Source organism: Marivita sp. (genome assembly GCF_022763305.1).
Taxonomy (GTDB): Bacteria; Pseudomonadota; Alphaproteobacteria; order Rhodobacterales; family Rhodobacteraceae; genus Marivita.
This window is the reverse complement of the sequence record NZ_JALEGT010000061.1, coordinates 1-20,292: the sequence shown is the minus strand read 5'-3', so window position 1 is coordinate 20,292 and position 20,292 is coordinate 1. Positions and strand designations below refer to the sequence as shown.

Here is a 20,292-nt window from a genome sequence, read left to right as displayed (position 1 = left end):
GAACCGGTGGTGCCTCCCCGCCCTTGGCCCCACCTTTTTTTCTTGTCGGGCGCCCGCGTTTCGAAACGCGGTGGCCGGGATTTCGAAATCCCGTGCACAAGGTCCTTCGAAGGACCTGCATCACCGCCGCCATTTTCCCGCCTGCCTTGGGTTTTCCTTTCCCCGCCCATTCGCTAGATGAGGCGCAACGGAACATTTGCGGCCCCAAAGGGCAGCACAGAAGCGGGATCTGACCCATGGCGATGGAAAAGACATTCGACGCAAGCGAGGCCGAGGCGCGGCTTTACAAGGCCTGGGAAGAAAGCGGCGCCTTCAAGGCAGGCGCCAATGCCTCGCGCGAGGACACGTTCTGCGTGATGATCCCGCCGCCCAACGTTACCGGCTCGCTGCATATGGGGCACGCGTTCAACAACACTTTGCAGGACATCCTTGTCCGCTGGCACCGGATGCGCGGCTTCGATACGCTCTGGCAGCCGGGCACCGACCATGCGGGCATCGCCACGCAGATGGTGACCGAACGCGAGATGGCCGCCAATGGCGAGCCGTCGCGCCGCGAGATGGGGCGCGAGGCGTTTCTGGACCGCGTCTGGCAGCAGAAGGTCAAGTCGCGGGGCACGATCATCGGGCAGCTCAAGCGCCTTGGGGCGTCGGCAGACTGGTCGCGCGAGGCGTTCACCATGGGCGGTGCTGCGGGCGACCCGGACAAGGGCAATGGGCCGAATTTCCACGACGCGGTGATCAAGGTCTTTGTCGACATGTACAACAAGGGCCTGATCTATCGCGGCAAGCGGCTGGTCAACTGGGACCCGCATTTCGAGACCGCGATTTCCGATCTCGAGGTCGAGAATATCGAAAACCCCGGCCATATGTGGCACTTCAAATACCCGCTCGCAGGTGGGGCCACCTATACCTATATCGAGAAGGACGAGGACGGGAATGTCGTGCTGGAGGAAGAGCGTGACTATATCTCCATCGCCACCACGCGCCCGGAAACCATGCTGGGCGACGGCGCGGTTGCCGTTCACCCGTCAGATGAACGCTACGCGCCAATCGTCGGGAAACTCTGCGAGATTCCGGTTGGACCGAAAGAGCACCGCCGCCTGATCCCGATCATCACCGACGAGTATCCCGATCCGACCTTCGGCTCGGGTGCGGTCAAGATCACCGGCGCGCACGACTTCAACGACTACGGCGTCGCCAAGCGTGGCAACATCCCGTGCTACCGCCTGATGGACACCAAGGCCCACATGCGCGACGACGGCGCGCCGTATGAAGAGGCCGCGTTGATCGCCGGTGCCGTTGCGCGCGGCGAACGCACGCTGACCGAGGCCGAGACCGACGCGCTGAACCTTGTCCCCGATCACCTGCGCGGGCTGGACCGGTTCGAAGCGCGCAAGCGGGTTGTGGAGGAGATCACGGCCGAGGGTCTGGCGGTCATGGTGCCCGCCACCGACCCGCGTCTTGGCGCGCCCAAAGCGCCAGTCGCCCCTGAAGAGGGCGGCGAAGCGCGCGATGAAGGGCTTGTTCCGCTGGTCGAAGCCAAGCCGATCATGCAGCCCTTCGGCGACCGTTCGAAGGTGGTCATTGAGCCGATGCTGACCGACCAATGGTTCGTGGATGCCGAAAAGATCGTCGGCCCCGCGCTGGAGGCCGTGCGCTCGGGCGAGGTCAAGATCGTGCCGGAATCGGGCGAACGGACCTATTACCACTGGCTTGAGAACATCGAACCGTGGTGCATCTCGCGCCAGTTGTGGTGGGGGCATCAGATCCCGGTGTGGTTCGATGCTGACGGCAATCAGTACTGCGCGCCGACCGAGGCCGAGGCACAGGCAATGGCGGGTAACGGTGTTGAACTGACCCGCGATCCCGACGTCCTCGACACGTGGTTCTCGTCCGGTCTCTGGCCCATCGGGACGCTGGGCTGGCCGGAACAGACGCCTGAGTTGCAAAAATACTTCCCGACCAGCGTCCTCGTGACCGGGCAGGACATCCTGTTCTTCTGGGTCGCGCGGATGATGATGATGCAACTCGCCGTGGTCGATCAGATCCCGTTCAAGGACGTCTACCTGCACGGCCTCGTCCGCGACGCCAAGGGCAAGAAGATGTCCAAAAGCTTGGGCAACGTGGTCGATCCGCTTGAGATCATTGACGAATACGGCGCGGATGCGTTGCGCTTCACCAATGCGGCGATGGCCTCGCTGGGCGGTGTGCTGAAACTCGACATGGCCAGAATCGCGGGTTACCGGAACTTCGGCACGAAGCTCTGGAACGCGACACGCTTTGCCGAGATGAACGGCGTGTTCGAGAACCGGACCCCCAGCGCCGACATCCCCAAGGCCACCGCAACGGTGAACCAGTGGATCATTGGCGAGACCGCCCGCGTGCGCGGCGAGGTGGACGCGGCACTGGCCGCCTACCGTTTCGATGACGCCGCGGCGGCGCTCTATCGCTTTGTCTGGGGAAAGGTCTGCGATTGGTACGTGGAATTCTCCAAGCCCCTGCTGCTGGATGACGGCCCGCAGACGGCGGAAACCAAGGCGACCATGGCCTGGGTCATCGACCAGTGTCTGATCCTGCTGCACCCGATCATGCCCTTCATCACTGAAGAGCTATGGGCCGTGACAGGCGACCGGTCGAAGATGCTCGTCCATGCCGACTGGCCGACCTATGGCGACGACCTGATCGACGCCGAGGCCGACCGCGAGATGAACTGGGTGATCGGTCTGATCGAGGGCATCCGGTCTGCGCGTCAGCAGATGCACGTGCCGGTGGGGCTGTACCTTCCGCTGGTGGTGAAGGATATGGGCGATGCCGCCCGCGCCGCGTGGGACCGCAACGAGGTGCTGATCAAGCGTCTGGCGCGGATCGAGGAGTTGACGGTGGTGGATGCCTTCCCAAAGGGCTGCGCCACCGTGCCAATGGAGGGCGCAACCTTTGGCCTGCCGCTGGCCGACATCATCGACGTGGCCGAGGAAAAGGCGCGGCTTGAGAAGTCGCTGCAGAAACTTGCCAAGGAGATCGGCGGCATGAAGGGGCGCTTGAGCAACCCGAAATTCGTCGAGAGCGCCCCCGAAGAGGTGGTCGAGGAAACCCGCGCCAACCTTGCCGCACGCGAGGAAGAAGCGGCGCAGTTGCAAGAGGCGATGGACCGGCTGGCCGAACTGGGGTGATGTGGGTGCGGTGCGTGCAAGCACGCATCCGACCCGCACCTCTCTCTAAAACGAAAAGGGCCGGACAGGGCGTTACACCCTGCCCGACCCACGCCGGACGCCCGGTCGGGCCAAAACCCGCCGGGAGCGATCGGTCATGTGGGATACGAGTGATCCCTCTTCAAGTGGAAAGCGGCGCCGCCCCGAAGGTCTGACATGCTTTGCTCTGTCGGGCGTGGACCCGGACCCTGTAACCCCTTGCAGGGCCCTGTTGACCGGTCTTTCACGGGTGTCCCCTGTCGGGGCATGAAAGCAATCGTCAGCATTGTGTCGCGGTGTGGGAGTGACCCTCTCCGCTCGATGCGCATCGTGCGGGGGGTTTTGGCGGGTGAGGGTTAAGACTTCGGTAAGGGACCGCGCGGTGGACGGGCTTTCGAAAGCCCGTGACGCGGTTTCGAAACCGCGTTCCAAGCCTGTTCGAACAGGCTTTTCAGCCTGCAATGCCCGGTGTCACGCGGATCACTGTCGGTGTGTCGGCCTTGAACGCCGCCAGAACCGCCTGCTGCAACGCCTCCAGACTGTCGGGCTGCACCGCCCCTGCCCCATAGGCCTTTGCCAGTGCAAGGAAATCCGGGTTCCGCGCCACCACGGCATTGGGCGCGATCTGGCTGCGGACCATGCTCTCCTCGATCTCGCCCAGCTTGCCATTGTCCCAGACCAGAATCGGCAGCGGTAGACCCAGTTCCACCGCCGTGCCGAGTTCCTGAATCGTGTATTGCAGCCCGTAATCCCCGGCAATGGCGAGGGTCGGCAGACCCGGTCGGGCCACAGCCCCGCCAATGGCTGCGGGCAAAGCATAGCCCAGAGTGCCAAAGCCGTAGGGGTGGTGCCAGTGACCGGGGCGCGGCATGTCCCAGATCTCTTTCGCTGCGTAGGCGAACTGGGTCATGTCGGAATAGATCATCGTGTCGCCCGGCAGCACCGCGCGCAGCGCGTCGCAGACCCGCCCGATGCCGGGGCGTTCGGCATCCACCTCGGCTCGCCACGCCGCCCGTTTGCGGGCAATCGCAGCGGGGTCCCATTTCGGCGGCTGATCGGCGGTTCGGGCGGGAATGGCGATTGTCATGGCCTTCAGGAACGCGCCCGCATCGGCAAGGATCGCGCGGTCCTCTGGCCTCATACCGGTGAAGACCTCGGGGTCGATGTCCACCCGGATCATCGGTGCGGTGTGGCCCAGCGTGGGCCGCCAGAGATCGACCTCGGACAGCGTGGTGCCGATGGCGATCACCAGATCGGCCTGAGCGGCGATGTCGGCGCTGTCGGGACGGGCGAGGAAGCTTCCGAAGTAGAGCGGCTGATCGCCGGGCACGACGCCGCGCGCGGCATAGGTGACGATCGTGGCCGCCCCCGTCTGGCGCAGCAGGTCGGGGATTGCGCCCGCGCCTGCAACTGCGCCTCCGCCAAAGACGAGGAGCGGTTTCTGCGCGGCGAGGACGGCGGCAACCACGTCGTAGACATCCCTATGGGACGCGGCAGGCAGGCTGGGTCGTGGCGCAGGCACCGGCGCGGGATCGGCCACAGCGCCCAGCGTGGCGATGGGCACCTGAATGTGACAGGGGCGCTTGCGGGTGCTGGCGAACTGGTCAAAGGCCCGGTCTATCAGGGCATAGGCGGCCTCGGCACTGCGGGCCTCTTCGGACCAGGCGCAGACGGTTTCGGCTGCCATGCGCTGGTCGCGCATCTGGTGAAGCTGGCCCCGGCGGGCGGAGGTTTCGTCGAGACAGGAAGAGATCGCCAACACTGGCACGGAATCCGAATAGGCCTGCCCCAGCGGCGTCAGGATGTTGGTCAGCCCCGGCCCTGTGATGACATAGGCCACACCCGGCTTGCCGGTCGCGCGCGCATAGCCATCGGCCATGAAGCCCGCGCCCTGTTCGTGCCGGGCCAGCACATGGGTGATCCCGGCCTGCTCGATCCCGCGATACAGCTCGACATTGTGCACACCGGGAATACCGAAGATCGTGTCGACGCCCCGCTCTTTCAGCATTTGCGAGATTTGCGCGCCAAGCGGCTGTTGGGTCATCAGGCTCTCCAGAAACTGACGGTGAAGATGGCATAGACGGCAAGCAGTTCGAGTCGGCCCAGCAGCATCCCGATGGCCAGCATCCATTTGGCCGTGTCGTTGAGGCCCGCGAAATTGCCCGAAGGCCCGATCTCGGGCCCCAATCCCGGACCGATATTGGCCAGCGCCGTCGCAGCGCCCGAGACCGAAGTGATCAGATCGAGCCCTGTCATGCCCAGCGCAACGGACAACACACCCAGCGAGATGACAAAGAACACGAAGAACGAGATCACCGAGTTCAGAACGTCGTCACCCACCGGGCGGCCCGCATAGCGCGGCATGAACACGCCGTGGGGCGAACGGATCTTGCGCAGCTGCACCTTGATGGACGCAAAGAGCAGCTGATACCGGAAGATCTTGATCGAACACGAGGTCGAGCCCGCGCAGCCGCCGATCAGGCCGATGAAGAAGAAGATCGAGATCAGGAACGGCCCCCAGCCCATGTAATCGACGCTGGCAAAGCCGGTGCCCGTCATGATCGATACGATGTTGAAGAGCGCCTCGCGGAAGGCCTGTTCGGGGTGGTGCGGAAAGATTTGCGTCAGGGTGAAGGCCGTGATGAAAACCAGCATGAGGATGGTGCCCAGAAAGGCACGGATCTGGCTGTCCTTCCAGATCACCCCCGAGTTGCCTTTGGCCATCTGCACATAGCGCACGAATGGCAGCGCTGCGCTGATCATGAAGATCGAAGCGACGTATTCCGCCGGACCCTGGAACGTCCCGAAGGACGCGTCGTAATTGGAAAAGCCGCCCGTCGACACCGTGGTCAGCGCGTGCACCGTGGCATCGAAGAAGTTCATGCCGACGATGTAGTAACTTGTGGCACAGGCGATGGTGATGGCGATGTAGATGGTCGAGATCGAGGCCGAGATCTCGGTCGCGCGGGGCAGGATTTTACCCATCGTGTCAAAGGCTTCCGAGCGGAAGATCTGCATGCCGCCCACGCGCAGCTCGGGCAGGAACACCATCGCCACGACGATGATGCCGATCCCGCCCAGCCATTGCAGCAACCCGCGCCAGAGCAGGATGCCCTTGGGCAGGTCATCCAGCCCCGTGAACACGGTCGAACCGGTCGTGGTGAGGCCCGACATCGCCTCGAAGAACGCATCGACAAAGCGCGCCTCGGTGTCACCCAGGACAAACGGGATGGCGCCGAAGATCGGCAGGGCAACCCAGACCCCGGTGGTGAGCAGGAAGGTCTGCTGAATCGACAGCCCCTCTTTCACGCCATTGGCCGAAGCCAGCGCGATCAGCCCGCCGGAAAACATGGTAAGGACCGAGCTTTGCAGGAAAACATGCCATTCGCCCCGGCCCTCGGCCATGTCCACGAGCATCGGCAACAGCATTGTCGCCCCGAGGACAGCGACCAGAAGGCCGATCACATAGGCTACGGGGCGGATGTCGAACATGGCGCAAAGCGTTGGACGTGGACCGTCGGGGTGTCAAGTATCGGACGCGGGCATCGGGTCATGGTTTGCGCATCCGCGCCTTGATTGCATAGACCGCGCCACCAAGGATCAGCCCCCAAACCGCGGCGCTCAGACCGAACAGCGCCATACCGGACGCGGTGGTCAGAAAGGTGATGGCGGCGGCGTCACGATGGGCCTCGTCCGACAGCGCGGCATGGGCCGAATTCGTGAAGACGCCGATCAAAGCCAGGCCTGCCAGCGTGCCCAGAACCATCGGCGGGGCGGCGGCGGCCACAGCCGTGATTGTCGCGGCGAACAGCCCGAAGAGACAATAGACGCCCCCTGCCATTACGGCGGACCAGTATCTTTGCTTCGGATCGGGATGCGATTCCGGATTGGCACACATGGCCGCCGTGATGGCCGCAAGGCAGGTTGCGGGGGCCCCGAAGGGCGCTGACAGGATGCTCGCACCGCCCACCGCGGCCAACAGGGGGCGGGGTTCGGGCGTGTAGCCAAAGCTGCGCAGGACCGCGATTCCCGGCACGTTCTGCGTGGCCATCGTGACGAGAAACAAGGGCAGCCCGATATTCACGATGGCCGCAAGGTTCGGTTCGGGGATCACAAGGACCGGCGCCGTCACCACACCGCCCGTCAGGGGAATATCAAACCCGGTGGCCCCGCCGACGACCAGAAGTGCGGCAATGACAGCCGCCGGAACGGCGAGAAGCCGGTTGATCAGACCGGCGACAAACCACGTGGCCACGATGGGAATCGCGCTTTGGGGTGTTTCGGCCATGGCCTGAAAGGGCACGATGCACAGCGACAGGAGAACACCGGCCAGCATCGCATGCGCAAGCGCCGGCGGGATGCTTGTCATCAGGCGCGACAGGGGACGCCAGAACCCGGACAAGAGCGTCAAAGCACCGGCGACCGCAAACCCGAACACGGCCTCGGAGAACCCGGCCCCTGCCGCAATCGGCGTGATTGCAAGCAGTGCGGCACCGGGCGTTGACCAGGCCACGCTGACCGGCTGGCGCGTCCAGAGTGCGAGAAGCAGGCCCGTGATCCCCATCGACAGGGCCGCGAACATCAGTCCGGACGCGGCCTGTTCGGCGGTTGCACCAACCGCGTCGAGACCTTTCAGCACGATGGGAAACGAGCTGAAAAAGCCCACGATGGCAACGACACAACCGGTCGAGACTGTCTGGATCGGAGGAAACACGGTTGGCCTTTGTCGAACGTCTGCGGGTGGCATAGCCAGCAGGTCCGCGCTTCGCAAGGCAGATGCCGATTACGCATCAAACTGCGGATGGTCGGCAAAGCAGTCCTCGAAGACGAAAGGCAGGATATCCGCGCGGGTCAGTCCAAATTGCGCCAGTTCCGCATCGCTCATCGCATCAAGCTCGAGAATGCTGGCCAGACGGCTGCGGATGAAGGTCGCGGGGTTGAACCCCTGCCCCTGCGCGGCAAAGTAAAGGTCGATGCGATGTCGCAAACCGGGGCGGACAAACTGGAGATGGACTGGCTCTGTCGACATTGGAAACCTCGTTGGGACCGTTGGTTTCCTCCCGCGTCACAGCCTATCCGATCGTGCCTTTCCGGGCTGTGAAGATCGGTCCGGGCGTGGCGGTTCCGCGCCGAACTGAGGAGTGACGATGACACTTTCCGCACATTCTGCCCAATCAACAAGCGCAACGGCGACGATTTCGTCAGTGTGCGGATCGGAGCCGATGCAAAAACGGCGGCCAAGGCCGCCGGTTTTTCCGATCACTTGGCGTCAGGCCGTTCAGCCAACGTGAAAGAGAGTCGAGAAGAGCTTGGGATCAAGGCTGTCCGCCGCAAAGAGCGTGCCTTCGGTCAGTACCGATACGGCATCATGGCTGTGCAGGCTTTCCTGATGGCTGGCCAGCACGCGATAATCCCCGATGCGCGGGTCGGTCTGCAACTGTTCCGCGAACAGACGTGCTGCATCCTCGACGAAGATCGGGTTGGCGGCGTTGAGTTCGGCAAAGGCCTGTTCGTCCTCACGCTTGACCATGACCTGCGTCTCGGTCGGCACGGCACGGCGGCACATGTCGATCAAGTCTTCGAACCAGAGGCACTTGCCGTCCTTTACCTCGACCGAGATCCGCGCGACAGACCGCTGCGAATGCGGGGTCGCCAACTGGCCCCGCTCGCGCCGGGCGTGCTCGCTGAGTTCGAGCGAGCAGGGGCAGGTCGAGCTGTAGACGTAGTCGAGATGCATGATCTTGCGGCGCACGCCGTCGGTTTCCACAAGCTCCAAGGCAATGTCGTAATACTGGTAGCCCGACAGGCCCGAGCGCAGGCTGTTCACTTTCATCGGGAAGCTGAGGCGCATGTTGATGCGGGCATCAAACGACTCGAGGTCGGATTTGTAGTCGTCCAAAGCGGCTTCGATCACGTTGAAACTGAACGTCTTTTCCGCATGCACATAAAATGACCGCATGATGCGGCTCATGTTGATGCCTTTCTTGTCGGCATCAAGGCTGACCGTGCCGGTCACGCTGGTTTCCAGCGTCAGATCGCCATTGTCGCGGGTGTGATAGCTGATCGGCAGGCGGAAATTGGAAATGCCCACATGCTGAATGCCCCGGTTCGCGCCACGGATCAGCGCGGACGGACCGTTCTGCAGATCGGGCAGCGTGTCCTTGTAGGCCGCATCGACGGCGAAACCGTCCGGATACTCGCGTGAGAGAACCGGGTAGCCGTCCGTCGCCCCGTCTACCAGACGACGCAAGACGGGATCGACCATGTCGATTTCGCCGTCATGCGCCTTGCCGGCCCACTGCCGCAGCAGAGCCAGTGCCGCCTCGGCCTCTTCCCGGCTGGGTTTGCGGTCGATCTTGGGTGTATGGATATTCATGCGCAGGCCCCCTCGCCTGTTGGACATGCCCTTGACATAGGCAGCCGTCCGATCATTTCCACTCACCTCATATACGGCGCCCCCCCGGATCCGGACCAATCTCGGGGGGAATTTTCTCTGTCATTTCGCTGTCATACAGCATCCAGCGCGGTCAGGATATCGTCGATCAGGTCATCCGTATCCTCGATTCCGACCGATAGACGCACCAAACCGTCGGTAATGCCCAGTGTCTGCCGCTGTTCGACGCTCAGACGCTGGTGCGTGGTGGTGGCCGGATGGGTCGCAATGCTTTTTGCGTCGCCGAGATTGTTGGAGATCACAATCACGTCAAGCGCGTTCAGGAACGCAAAGGTCGCCGCCTTTCCGCCTTCGACCTCGATCGCGAGCATGGTGCCGCCAGACCCGAGTTGCCGCTTGGCGAGGTCCGACTGCCGGTGGCTGGGCAGACCCGGGTAGATCACCTGTTTCAGCTTCGGATGGCCCTCAAGCGCCTCGGCGATGGCATGCGCCGATTGCGCCTGCGCACGAACGCGCAGGTCCAGCGTTTCCAGCCCCTTGAGCTGCACCCAGGCCGTGAACGGCGACATGGAGCCACCGGTGTGCTTCATGTAAGGTTCGACCACCTTGCGGATATGGTCGCGCGTGCCAAGAATCACGCCGCCCAGCGTGCGCCCCTGCCCGTCGATATGCTTGGTCGAGGAATAGACCACCACATCCGCGCCCTGATCGAGCGCATTCGAGAAGATCGGGGTGGAGAACACGTTGTCCACCACCACAAGCGCACCCTGCGCATGGGCGATCTCGGACACCGCCCGAATGTCGACCAGTTCCAGCGTGGGGTTCGACATGGATTCAAAGAACACCGCCTTGGTGTCAGGCCGCACCGCCGCGCGCCACTGATCGAGATCGGCACCATCGACCAGCGTGACCTCAACCCCGAAGCGCGGCAGGATGTCTTCGACAATGTAAAGACAGGACCCGAAGAGCGCCCGCGCCGAGACAAGGTGATCGCCCGCCTTGAGCATGGACACCAGCGCACCGTTGACCGCCGCCATGCCGCTGGCTGTGGCAAAGGCATCCTCGGCCCCTTCGAGCATCGCGATGCGTTCCTCGAACATCGCGACGGTCGGGTTGCCGTAGCGGGCGTAGATGTATTCGTCCGGGCCGGACTTGATGAACCGCTGTTCGGCCTGTTCGGCGCTGTCATAGACGAAGCCCTGGGTCAGGAAGATCGCTTCGCTCACTTCTCCCCACTGGCTGCGTTTCGTGCCGCCATGGACCAATCGGGTGCGTGGTTTCTTGTCTTTCATGTCTTCACCTGTGTGGGCCCCGGCCCATCAAAAAAGCCCCGTTCCGGCCAAGCGAAAGGGGCTTTCGGCTGACCTTTTAGCGGCATGTTTAACGTGGCCCGCAATCCGGTAACAAATCGCCACGAGTGTGCATTACGCCTTCACGGATCGTCGGTCAATATCCGCATGCGAAAGGGACGTGCGCGGATTTTCAGTCGACTGAAAATCCCGGACGCGTCGACTCGTCCGGTCCGCGCCTAGAACGGAACATCATCCGCCGCACAGATGAAGCGCGCGACGACCTTCTTGGTGCCTGCCTTTTCGAACTCGATCTCGAGCTTGTCGCCCTCGATTCCCATCACCGCGCCATAGCCGAATTTCTGGTGAAACACCCGTTCGCCCAGCGCGTAGGAGCTGATCGCGGTGGCGTCGATCACCGTATTGCGGGCCTCGGTCGGCTGGCTGACCGGGCGCTGCTGCGCGCGGGACTGCAAGCGCCGCCAGCCGGGGGAGTTGTAGACATTCGCCTCGGCCGCCTTCTGGTGCAGGTCGGACCCAGCCATCATCTGCGTCGCGGGCGAGGCCATCCCCGCCGCTCCGTATCCGCCGCCGTAAAGACCGGGCGGGGTCAGGACCTCGACATGATCCTCGGGAAGTTCGTCGATGAAGCGCGAGGGCAGCGCCGATTGCCATTGGCCGAACACCCTGCGGTTGGCGGCAAAGGAGATCGTGCAGACCTCTTCGGCGCGGGTGATGCCCACATAGGCAAGGCGGCGTTCCTCTTCGAGACCTTTGAGACCGCTTTCGTCCATCGACCGTTGCGACGGGAACAGCCCATCTTCCCAGCCCGGCAGGAAGACGGCGGGAAACTCCAGACCTTTGGCTGCGTGCAGCGTCATGATCGAGACTTTCTCGCCATCGCCGCCTTTGTCGTTGTCCATGATCAGGCTGACATGTTCGAGGAATCCCTGCAGATTGTCGAATTCCTCCAGGGCCTTGACCAGTTCCTTGAGGTTTTCGAGCCGCCCCGGCGCTTCTGGCGTTTTGTCGTTCTGCCACATGGTGGTGTAGCCGCTCTCGTCGAGGACGATGCCCGCCAGTTCGGCATGATCCGTGTCCTCCCCCATGCGGCCCCAGCGGTCCAGATCGCGCACCAACTGGCCCAGTTCGGACCCGCCCTTGCCCTTGATCAGGCCCTGCTCGACCGCCAGCCGCGCGCCTTCGACGAGCGACACGCCATTGGCGCGGGCAACGGTCTGGATGGTCTGCTGTGCCTTATCGCCCAAGCCGCGCTTGGGGGTGTTGACGATCCGCTCGAAAGCCAGATCGTCGTCGGGCGACACGACCAGCCGGAAATAGGCCATCGCGTCCCTGATCTCCATCCGTTCGTAGAAGCGCGGGCCGCCGATGACGCGGTAGGGCAGACCGATGGTCAGGAACCGGTCCTCGAAGGCGCGCATCTGATGCGAGGCGCGGACAAGGATGGCCATTTCGTCAAGGCTCATCCCGCGCATGCCCCGGGTGCCGCCCTGCATCGCCTCGATCTCTTCGCCGATCCAGCGCGCCTCTTCCTCGCCGTCCCAATGACCGATCAGGCGGACCTTCTCGCCCTCCTGCGCGTCGGTCCAGAGCGTCTTGCCCAGACGCCCCTGATTGCCCGCGATCACCCCTGATGCGGCGGCAAGGATATGCGGGGTGGAGCGGTAATTCTGTTCGAGCCGCACCACATGCGCGCCCTCGAAATCCTTTTCGAACCGCAGGATGTTGCCCACTTCGGCCCCGCGCCAGCCATAGATCGACTGGTCGTCATCGCCCACGCAGCAGATGTTCTTGTGGCCCGACGCCAGAAGGCGCAGCCAGAGATACTGCGCGACGTTGGTATCCTGATACTCGTCCACGAGGATGTAGCGGAACCAGCGCTGGTACTGGTCGAGCACATCCGGGTGCGCCTGAAAGATCGTCACGACATGCAGCAGCAGGTCACCGAAATCGACGGCGTTCAGCTCTTTCAGACGCGCCTGATAGAGCGCATAGAGCTTGGGCCCCTGATGGTTGTACGCGCCTGCATCGGCGGCCGGCACCTTGTCGGGCGTGATCGCGCGGTTCTTCCAGCCGTCGATGATCCCGGCCAATTGCCGCGCGGGCCAGCGTTTGTCGTCGATTCCGGCGGCGGACACGAGTTGTTTGAGCAGGCGCAACTGGTCGTCGGTGTCTAGAATTGTGAAGTTCGATTTCAGCCCCACCAGTTCGGCATGGCGGCGCAGCAGTTTCACGCAGATCGAATGGAAGGTGCCGAGCCACGGCATGCCCTCGACCGTCTGACCAAGCAGACGCCCCACCCGTTCCTTCATTTCGCGCGCGGCCTTGTTGGTGAAGGTCACGGCGAGGATCTCGTTCGGACGGGCGCGGCCGGTGTTCAGCAGATGTACAATGCGGGTGGTCAGCGCCTTGGTCTTGCCGGTGCCTGCCCCTGCAAGCATCAGAACAGGACCATCCAGCGTCTCGACCGCCTGGCGCTGCGCCGGGTTGAGACCGTCCAGATAGGGCTGCGGACGCGCGGCCATCGCGCGGGCGGAGAGAGAGGCGTTTTCGAACGCCTCCATTTCATCGAAACTGCTCATGCCCGCCAAGATAGCGCCGCTGGCACCAGAGATAAAGATGTTCTGATAATGTTCACATCGCCACGGGCAGATTTCCTTCGAAGGAAATCGCCGGATTTTTCGAAAAATCCGACGCTGGACAATTCCCGGGAAGTTCTCACAAATGCGCCTCTATGGATCATCACGCAAAATACCCCGCAATCTCGGACCTCAAGGCGCGTGCGCGTCGGCGCATCCCGAAATTTGTCTGGGAATACCTCGATTCCGCCACCGGGACAGAGGCCACCTTGCGCCGCAACCGCACGGCATTGGACCGGGTGCTGTTCCTGCCCTCCATCCTGCATGGCGAATTGTCCGTCGACCTCAGCACGTCGCTCTGCGGTCGGACCTATACGCTCCCAGTGGGCATCAGCCCGGTCGGCATGTCTGGCCTGATCTGGCCCGATGCGGAGCGCAAACTGGCGCGGGCTGCGACCAAGGCGGGCATCCCCTACAGCATCTCGACCGTGGCGACGCGCACCCCCGAAGAGGTGGCGCCCCGGCTGGATGGCAATGGCTGGTTCCAGATGTATCCGCCCCGCGACGAGGGCATCCGCACGGACATGCTCAAACGCGCCAAGGATGCGGGGTTCACGACGCTCATCCTGACCGTGGACGTGCCCGTGCCCTCGCGCCGGGAACGGCAGGTACGGTCGGGCCTGACGACACCGCCGAAACTGACCCCGCGTCTGCTGGCGCAGATTGCCCTGTGTCCGACCTGGGCCATGGCCACCGCACAGCTTGGCATGCCGCGCATGCGGCTGATTGATGATTACGCGGGCAAGGTGACGGGACTGAGTTCCACCCAGCATGCGGGCTACCTGCTGCGCACCTCGCCCGACTGGGACTATGTGCGCTGGCTGCGCGATGCGTGGGATGGGGCGTTCTTTGTCAAGGGTGTGCTCGACCCCGCCGATGCGCCGACGCTGGAACAGGCGGGTGTGGATGCGATCTGGCTGTCCAACCACGCCGGACGGCAGTTCGACGCCTCCCCCGCCCCGATCGAGGTTCTGCCCGAATTCCGGGCAGCCACCGATCTGCCGCTCATTTTCGACAGCGGAGTCGAAGGCGGGCTTGACGTGCTGCGGGCCATCGCGCTGGGCGCTGATTTCGTCATGCTGGGCCGCGCGTGGCACTATTCGCTTGGTGCGCTGGACACGGACGGGCCAGCCCATCTTGTTGAAATCCTGCAAAAGGACATGGCCGCCAATATGGGCCAGCTTGGGGTCGTCAAACCGACCGATCTGCGGGGCAAAGCGTGGTTTGACGGCACGGACCTGCAACGCCGCGCTGTTAAGACCGGTTGAGAATGTAACGAATTCTTACTAAGCCTCGCGCAACGTCACACCGTCAGGACTGCTGCCATGTCAGATTTCAAGAAAATCCTCGTCGCCAATCGCGGCGAAATCGCCATCCGCATCATGCGGGCCGCCAACGAGATGGGCAAGGCAACGGTCGCCGTCTATGCCGAAGAGGACAAGCTGGGCCTGCACCGGTTCAAGGCAGATGAAGCCTATCGCATCGGTGAAGGCATGGGGCCGGTGGCCGCCTATCTGAGCATCGAAGAGATCATTCGCGTCGCCAAGGAATCGGGCGCGGATGCGATCCATCCGGGTTACGGCCTCTTGTCCGAGAACCCGAACCTTGTGGATGCCTGCGTGGCCAATGGCATCACCTTCATCGGCCCCCGCGCCGAAACCATGCGCGCCCTTGGCGACAAGGCCAGCGCGCGGCGGGTTGCGATTGAGGCGGGTGTACCGGTCATCCCCGCGACTGAGGTTCTGGGCGACGATTTCGACGCGATCGCGAAAGAAGCCGAAGAGATCGGCTACCCGCTGATGCTCAAGGCAAGCTGGGGTGGCGGCGGCCGCGGGATGCGACCGATCATAGGCCCCAAGGAGCTCAAGGAAAAGGTGCTGGAAGGCCGTCGCGAGGCCGAAGCCGCCTTTGGCAATGGCGAAGGCTATCTGGAAAAGATGATCACCCGCGCGCGGCACGTCGAGGTGCAGATCCTTGGCGACAAGCAGGGCAACATCTACCACCTGTATGAGCGTGACTGCTCGGTCCAGCGCCGCAACCAGAAGGTCGTGGAACGCGCCCCTGCCCCGTATCTGTCCGAGGCGCAGCGTGAAGAGCTGTGCGAGTTGGGCCGCAAGATCTGTGCCCATGTGAATTACGAATGCGCGGGCACCGTCGAATTCCTGATGGATATGGATGACGGCAAGTTCTACTTCATCGAGGTGAACCCCCGCGTGCAGGTGGAACATACGGTCACCGAGGAAGTGACCGGCATCGACATCGTGCAGGCGCAGATCATGATCGCCGAGGGCAAGTCGCTGGCCGAGGCCACCGGCAAAGCCAGCCAATACGACATCCGACTCAATGGCCATGCGCTGCAGACCCGCGTCACAACCGAGGACCCACAGAACAACTTCATCCCCGATTATGGCCGCATCACCGCATACCGTTCCGCGACCGGGATGGGCATCCGTCTCGATGGCGGCACCGCCTATGCGGGCGGCGTGATCACGCGTTATTACGACTCGCTGCTGACCAAGGTCACGGCCTGGGCGCCGACACCGGAAAAGGCCATCGCGCGTATGGACCGCGCCTTGCGTGAATTCCGGGTGCGCGGTGTGTCCACCAACATCGCGTTTGTGGAGAACCTGCTCAAGCACCCGACCTTCCTCAACAACCAGTACACCACCAAATTCATCGACGAGACGCCCGAGCTGTTCCAGTTCCGCAAGCGCCGCGACCGGGGCACCAAGGTTCTCACCTATATCGCGGACATCACCGTGAACGGGCACCCCGAGGTTGCGGGCCGCGCAACGCCGCATCCCGATTTGAAACCCGCCCGTGCCCCCAAGCTGCGCGCCGAGACACCACCGCCGGGCACGAAGACGCTGCTCGATGAAAAAGGCCCGCAGGCCGTGGCCGACTGGCTGGCGGCTCAGAAAGAGGTGCTGATCACCGACACGACGATGCGCGATGGGCACCAGTCCTTGCTCGCCACGCGGATGCGGTCGATCGACATGATCAAGGTGGCGCCTGCCTATGCCGCCAACCTGCCGCAGCTCTTCAGCGTGGAATGCTGGGGCGGTGCGACCTTTGACGTGGCCTACCGCTTCCTGCAGGAATGCCCGTGGCAGCGCCTGCGCGATCTGCGGGCGGCGATGCCGAACATAATGACCCAGATGCTGCTGCGTGGGGCCAATGGCGTCGGCTACACCAACTACCCCGACAACGTGGTGCAGTTCTTCGTCAAACAGGCCGCCGAGACCGGGGTCGACGTGTTCCGCGTGTTCGACAGCCTCAACTGGGTAGAGAACATGCGCGTGGCGATGGATGCGGTGCTTGAGACCGGGAAAGTGCTGGAAGGCACGATCTGCTACACCGGCGATCTGAACGATCCGGCGCGGTCGAAATATGACCTCAAGTACTATGTCGCCATGGGCAAGGAGCTGAAAGCGGCGGGGGCGCATATCCTCGGCCTCAAGGACATGGCGGGGCTGCTGAAACCCGCCGCCGCCGGGCCGCTAGTCAAGGCGCTGAAGGAAGAGGTGGGCCTGCCCGTCCATTTCCACACGCATGACACCTCGGGCGCGGGGATCGCCACGATCATGGCCGCTGCGGCGGCGGGTGTGGATGCTGTGGATGCGGCGATGGATGCGCTGTCGGGGAACACCTCTCAGCCGACGCTGGGATCGGTGGTCGAGGCGCTGCGGCATACCGAACGCGAGACCGGGCTGGACATCAGCGCGATCCGCGAGATTTCCAACTACTGGGAAGCGGTGCGCGGGCAGTACGCGGCGTTCGAGACGGGCCAACAGGCCCCCGCCTCCGAGGTCTACCTGCACGAGATGCCCGGCGGGCAGTTCACCAACCTCAAGGCGCAGGCGCGCAGCCTTGGGCTGGAAGAGCGCTGGCACGAGGTGGCGCAGACCTATGCGGATGTGAACCAGATGTTCGGCGACATCGTGAAGGTCACGCCGTCCTCCAAGGTGGTGGGCGACATGGCGCTGATGATGGTGTCACAGGGCCTGACCCGCGCGGATGTGGAGAACCCGGACACCGACGTCTCCTTCCCCGACTCGGTGGTGGACATGATGCGTGGCTCGCTGGGGCAGCCTCCGGGCGGCTGGCCTGCGGCGATCCAGAAGAAGATCCTCAAGGGCGAGACACCGTTTACCGACCGCCCCGGCCTGCACGCGGCCCCGGTGGATATCGAGGAAACCCGCGCCAAGGTCATCAAGGAACTCGAAGGCAAGCCCGTCGATGATGAGGACCTGAACGGCTACCTGATGTATCCGAAGGTCTTCCTCGATTACATGGGCCGCCACCGGACATACGGCCCGGTGCGGGTGCTGCCGACGCGGACCTTCTTCTATGGCATGGAACAGGGCGAGGAAATCAGCGCCGAGATCGACCCCGGCAAGACGCTCGAAATCCGTCTGATTGCGGTGGGCGAGACGCAGGACGATGGCGAGGTGCGGGTGTTCTTCGAGCTTAACGGCCAGCCGCGCACCATCCGTGTGCCCGACCGCAAGGCCAAGGCCACCACGGCGGCGCGGCCCAAGGCGGAGGTCGGCAATCCGAACCACATCGGCGCCCCGATGCCGGGCGTCGTCGCCTCCATCGCGGTGTCGACCGGTCAGAAGATCAAGGAGGGCGACCTCCTGCTGACCATCGAAGCGATGAAGATGGAGACCGGCCTGCACGCGGAACGCGACGCGGTCGTGAAGGCGGTGCATGTATCGGCTGCGGCGCAGATCGACGCGAAGGACCTGTTGATCGAGTTGGAGTGAGGTGGGGTTGGTGTGGGGCGGGCCTTTGGGCCTGCTCGGCCATTAGTCAAAATCGGCTCTAGGCATATTTTGCCTCTTTTACACAACGGCTTTGTGTGCCTCCGCGCTACTTCACTCTCTAAACCAACGTCGTGCATCCGGTTCGTTTGGGGCGGTCCAGAGCCAAATCGAAGCTGAGCTTGTGTCCATGCTAACCGCTTCCTTAAGCTTCGAACGATATTGTTCGTGCAAAGCCTTCGAGAAGTTGAACGCATCTTCATAATTGTTATAGCCACTTGAGCCACTGCATAAGTCACATGAAACATCAAAAATCTGATCAAAGTAGTCGTGAGCATTTGCAAAAAGCGCTTTGGTGTTTGACGGTGAAGACCCCGTGTGAATAATTCGGTTTCGTGTCCTGTAAATTCTGTGGAGTTGCCATTCAACTCTTCTCTCGTGTTCTTCAAGCAACTTGATCGCCAAATCACGAGACGCAAATATCTGATGCAAGGAATAAATTCTGTATCGAAGTAGTTCAAAATTTCTCAAATCCGCAAGAAGCCCTGACAGGGCATCTTCATTATTAGGCAAAACTACAAGCGAAAAAACTTTCTCAATCAGATCGTTTTCCTCCAAGAAATCAGATTTTTTCAGAGCTTTCGTCAGAAGCCGTCTGTTCCAACGAAGGATATCCCAGGTCAATGTTCGAAAAATGCGCCTAAAGTAGTTTAGAGAAATGATTGGGAGTGCCGCCTCGATAACATTTGAGACTATCGCGCCGTTTCTATTTGATGGAGCCATTGTCTCCAGCGCCGTCCATATATTCACAATCTTTGTTTCTATATTATCTGTTTGACTTGCTGAGCCATGAAATGCGACAATTCTAAAAAACCTCTCGCGATCAGGCCCCCCTGGAAGTCTCAAGACATCGGTTAACGAGTCAAGTTTTGTGGCGGCGTCAGATGCGCTATTGTCCAGCGTGAATAGCATCGGATTTTCGTCAACCTTCACTTCTGATAGGTCATCTGCGCAGCATTTCTGGAGACTGAAAGTTCTCTCATCGAAATGATAAGATAGCTTGTGGTGATAAATTCCAAAAAGATCATGCAAGCGTTGTATCTTATCTCTAGCCACCTCAACTGCGGAGAATTTATCAGTCGCACCAATATTCTTTTCGATTAAATATGACTCATTAGACTTCAATTTTGGAATCCTTGCAGCGCGCCCCTTCCCCTTGAATTCGACCGGAATAGAATCTGCAAATTCCAGTGAGAATAATTCAAGAACGCCCTCTGGCAAAGACTCTACTAGGGTGTCGCACTTAAAAAGAACTTTAAATTGGTGATGATGCGGAAAAATCTCTGTAAAGAATGGCCTAAGCGATGAAACTCCATCAACCACTTTCGATTTGAAGAAAAAATTCGAAACTGTCTGGTTAATTTGCCGAAAACTCACGCCATAGTTGGTAAGCGAAGTTACCATTTCCCTCGCCACAAATTCAATCTTGCCCTTCTTGTTTTCAGAACAGAACTCCTCAGCAAGCTCAAAACACTTTAAAGCATACGATCGCCTAGAGATTTCCCGGCTCAGTACCTTTAGTTTTCGCTCAATATCGGAAAAAGAGTTCCTATCATAATTAAGGTGCCTATGCAGTTCGACCTTGAGCAATGAGCTGACAACTGGGTTTTTTGAAAGTCGGGATTCAAACTCGTCAAGTATGTGCCAGATACTTTTTTCTGACTTCGACTGCGAACGTGCAAAAGTAATCGCTTCGATGCATTCCTCAGCCAAATCAGGTGGGCTCATTGTCGGCGCTCGATAGCTGTCGATAGTGTAGGGAAACGTCAGCTCGTCCAACCTTTGAATAAAGTACAAAAGTCCCCGATCTCTATCTGGATCGACCCAATTCTCCAGCTTTCTAGGGTCAGGATGCATTGATTTTCGCACCGCTGCGTGATTCACGGCTCGGAAAACGGAGCGGTGACATGAGCGACCTTTACTGGCTGACCGATG

Annotated in this window: 11 protein-coding genes and 1 riboswitch; of the genes, 3 read left to right on the top strand and 8 right to left on the bottom strand. The window is 61.6% G+C overall.

Going from position 1 to position 20,292, the window contains the following annotated elements:
* Positions 1 to 236 precede the first annotated feature (236 nt).
* Positions 237 to 3,170 (top strand): valine--tRNA ligase, encoded by a 2,934-nt coding sequence (locus MRY75_RS12125; RefSeq protein WP_292308136.1) that lies wholly within the window; start codon positions 237 to 239, stop codon positions 3,168 to 3,170.
* A 469-nt stretch (positions 3,171 to 3,639) separates the two neighbouring features.
* Here the strand turns inward: MRY75_RS12125 and MRY75_RS12120 are convergent, their stop codons facing one another.
* From MRY75_RS12120 to MRY75_RS12090, 7 genes are all read right to left on the bottom strand, one after another.
* Positions 3,640 to 5,232 carry a 5-guanidino-2-oxopentanoate decarboxylase gene (locus tag MRY75_RS12120; RefSeq protein WP_292308133.1) on the bottom strand — a complete coding sequence of 531 codons (1,593 nt, stop codon included), beginning with the start codon at positions 5,230 to 5,232 and terminating at the stop codon, positions 3,640 to 3,642.
* Positions 5,232 to 6,680, bottom strand: a complete 1,449-nt coding sequence (locus MRY75_RS12115; protein WP_292308131.1) for a TrkH family potassium uptake protein — start codon at positions 6,678 to 6,680, stop codon at positions 5,232 to 5,234. The genes MRY75_RS12120 and MRY75_RS12115 overlap by 1 nt, the downstream gene beginning before the upstream one ends.
* Before the next feature lie 58 nt (positions 6,681 to 6,738).
* A complete protein-coding gene (locus MRY75_RS12110) occupies positions 6,739 to 7,902 on the bottom strand; it encodes a benzoate/H(+) symporter BenE family transporter (RefSeq protein WP_292308129.1) in 1,164 nt (387 codons plus the stop codon).
* A gap of 69 nt (positions 7,903 to 7,971) precedes the next feature.
* On the bottom strand, positions 7,972 to 8,217 hold the full coding sequence (locus MRY75_RS12105; protein WP_292308127.1) for a DUF1127 domain-containing protein: 246 nt from the start codon (positions 8,215 to 8,217) through the stop codon (positions 7,972 to 7,974).
* A gap of 249 nt (positions 8,218 to 8,466) precedes the next feature.
* The gene (gene folE2 / locus MRY75_RS12100; RefSeq protein ID WP_292308125.1) at positions 8,467 to 9,564 is read right to left on the bottom strand and encodes a GTP cyclohydrolase FolE2; all 1,098 of its coding nucleotides are present in this window, start codon (positions 9,562 to 9,564) and stop codon (positions 8,467 to 8,469) included.
* A 131-nt stretch (positions 9,565 to 9,695) separates the two neighbouring features.
* A complete protein-coding gene (gene metZ, locus MRY75_RS12095) occupies positions 9,696 to 10,874 on the bottom strand; it encodes an O-succinylhomoserine sulfhydrylase (RefSeq protein ID WP_292308123.1) in 1,179 nt (392 codons plus the stop codon).
* 56 nt (positions 10,875 to 10,930) lie between these two features.
* A riboswitch (SAM riboswitch) is annotated at positions 10,931 to 11,007 on the bottom strand.
* A gap of 103 nt (positions 11,008 to 11,110) precedes the next feature.
* A complete protein-coding gene (locus MRY75_RS12090; protein ID WP_292308121.1) occupies positions 11,111 to 13,474 on the bottom strand; it encodes an ATP-dependent helicase in 2,364 nt (787 codons plus the stop codon).
* Between the two features lie 152 nt (positions 13,475 to 13,626).
* Between MRY75_RS12090 and MRY75_RS12085 the strand changes: the two genes are divergently transcribed.
* Positions 13,627 to 14,799, top strand: a complete 1,173-nt coding sequence (locus tag MRY75_RS12085) for an alpha-hydroxy acid oxidase (RefSeq protein ID WP_292308119.1) — start codon at positions 13,627 to 13,629, stop codon at positions 14,797 to 14,799.
* Between the two features lie 57 nt (positions 14,800 to 14,856).
* The gene (locus MRY75_RS12080) at positions 14,857 to 18,300 is read left to right on the top strand and encodes a pyruvate carboxylase (protein ID WP_292308118.1); all 3,444 of its coding nucleotides are present in this window, start codon (positions 14,857 to 14,859) and stop codon (positions 18,298 to 18,300) included.
* Between the two features lie 111 nt (positions 18,301 to 18,411).
* Here MRY75_RS12080 and MRY75_RS12075 read toward each other — a convergent pair.
* Positions 18,412 to 20,292 (bottom strand): hypothetical protein (locus tag MRY75_RS12075; protein ID WP_292308116.1); only part of this gene is annotated, 1,881 nt, incomplete at its 5' end.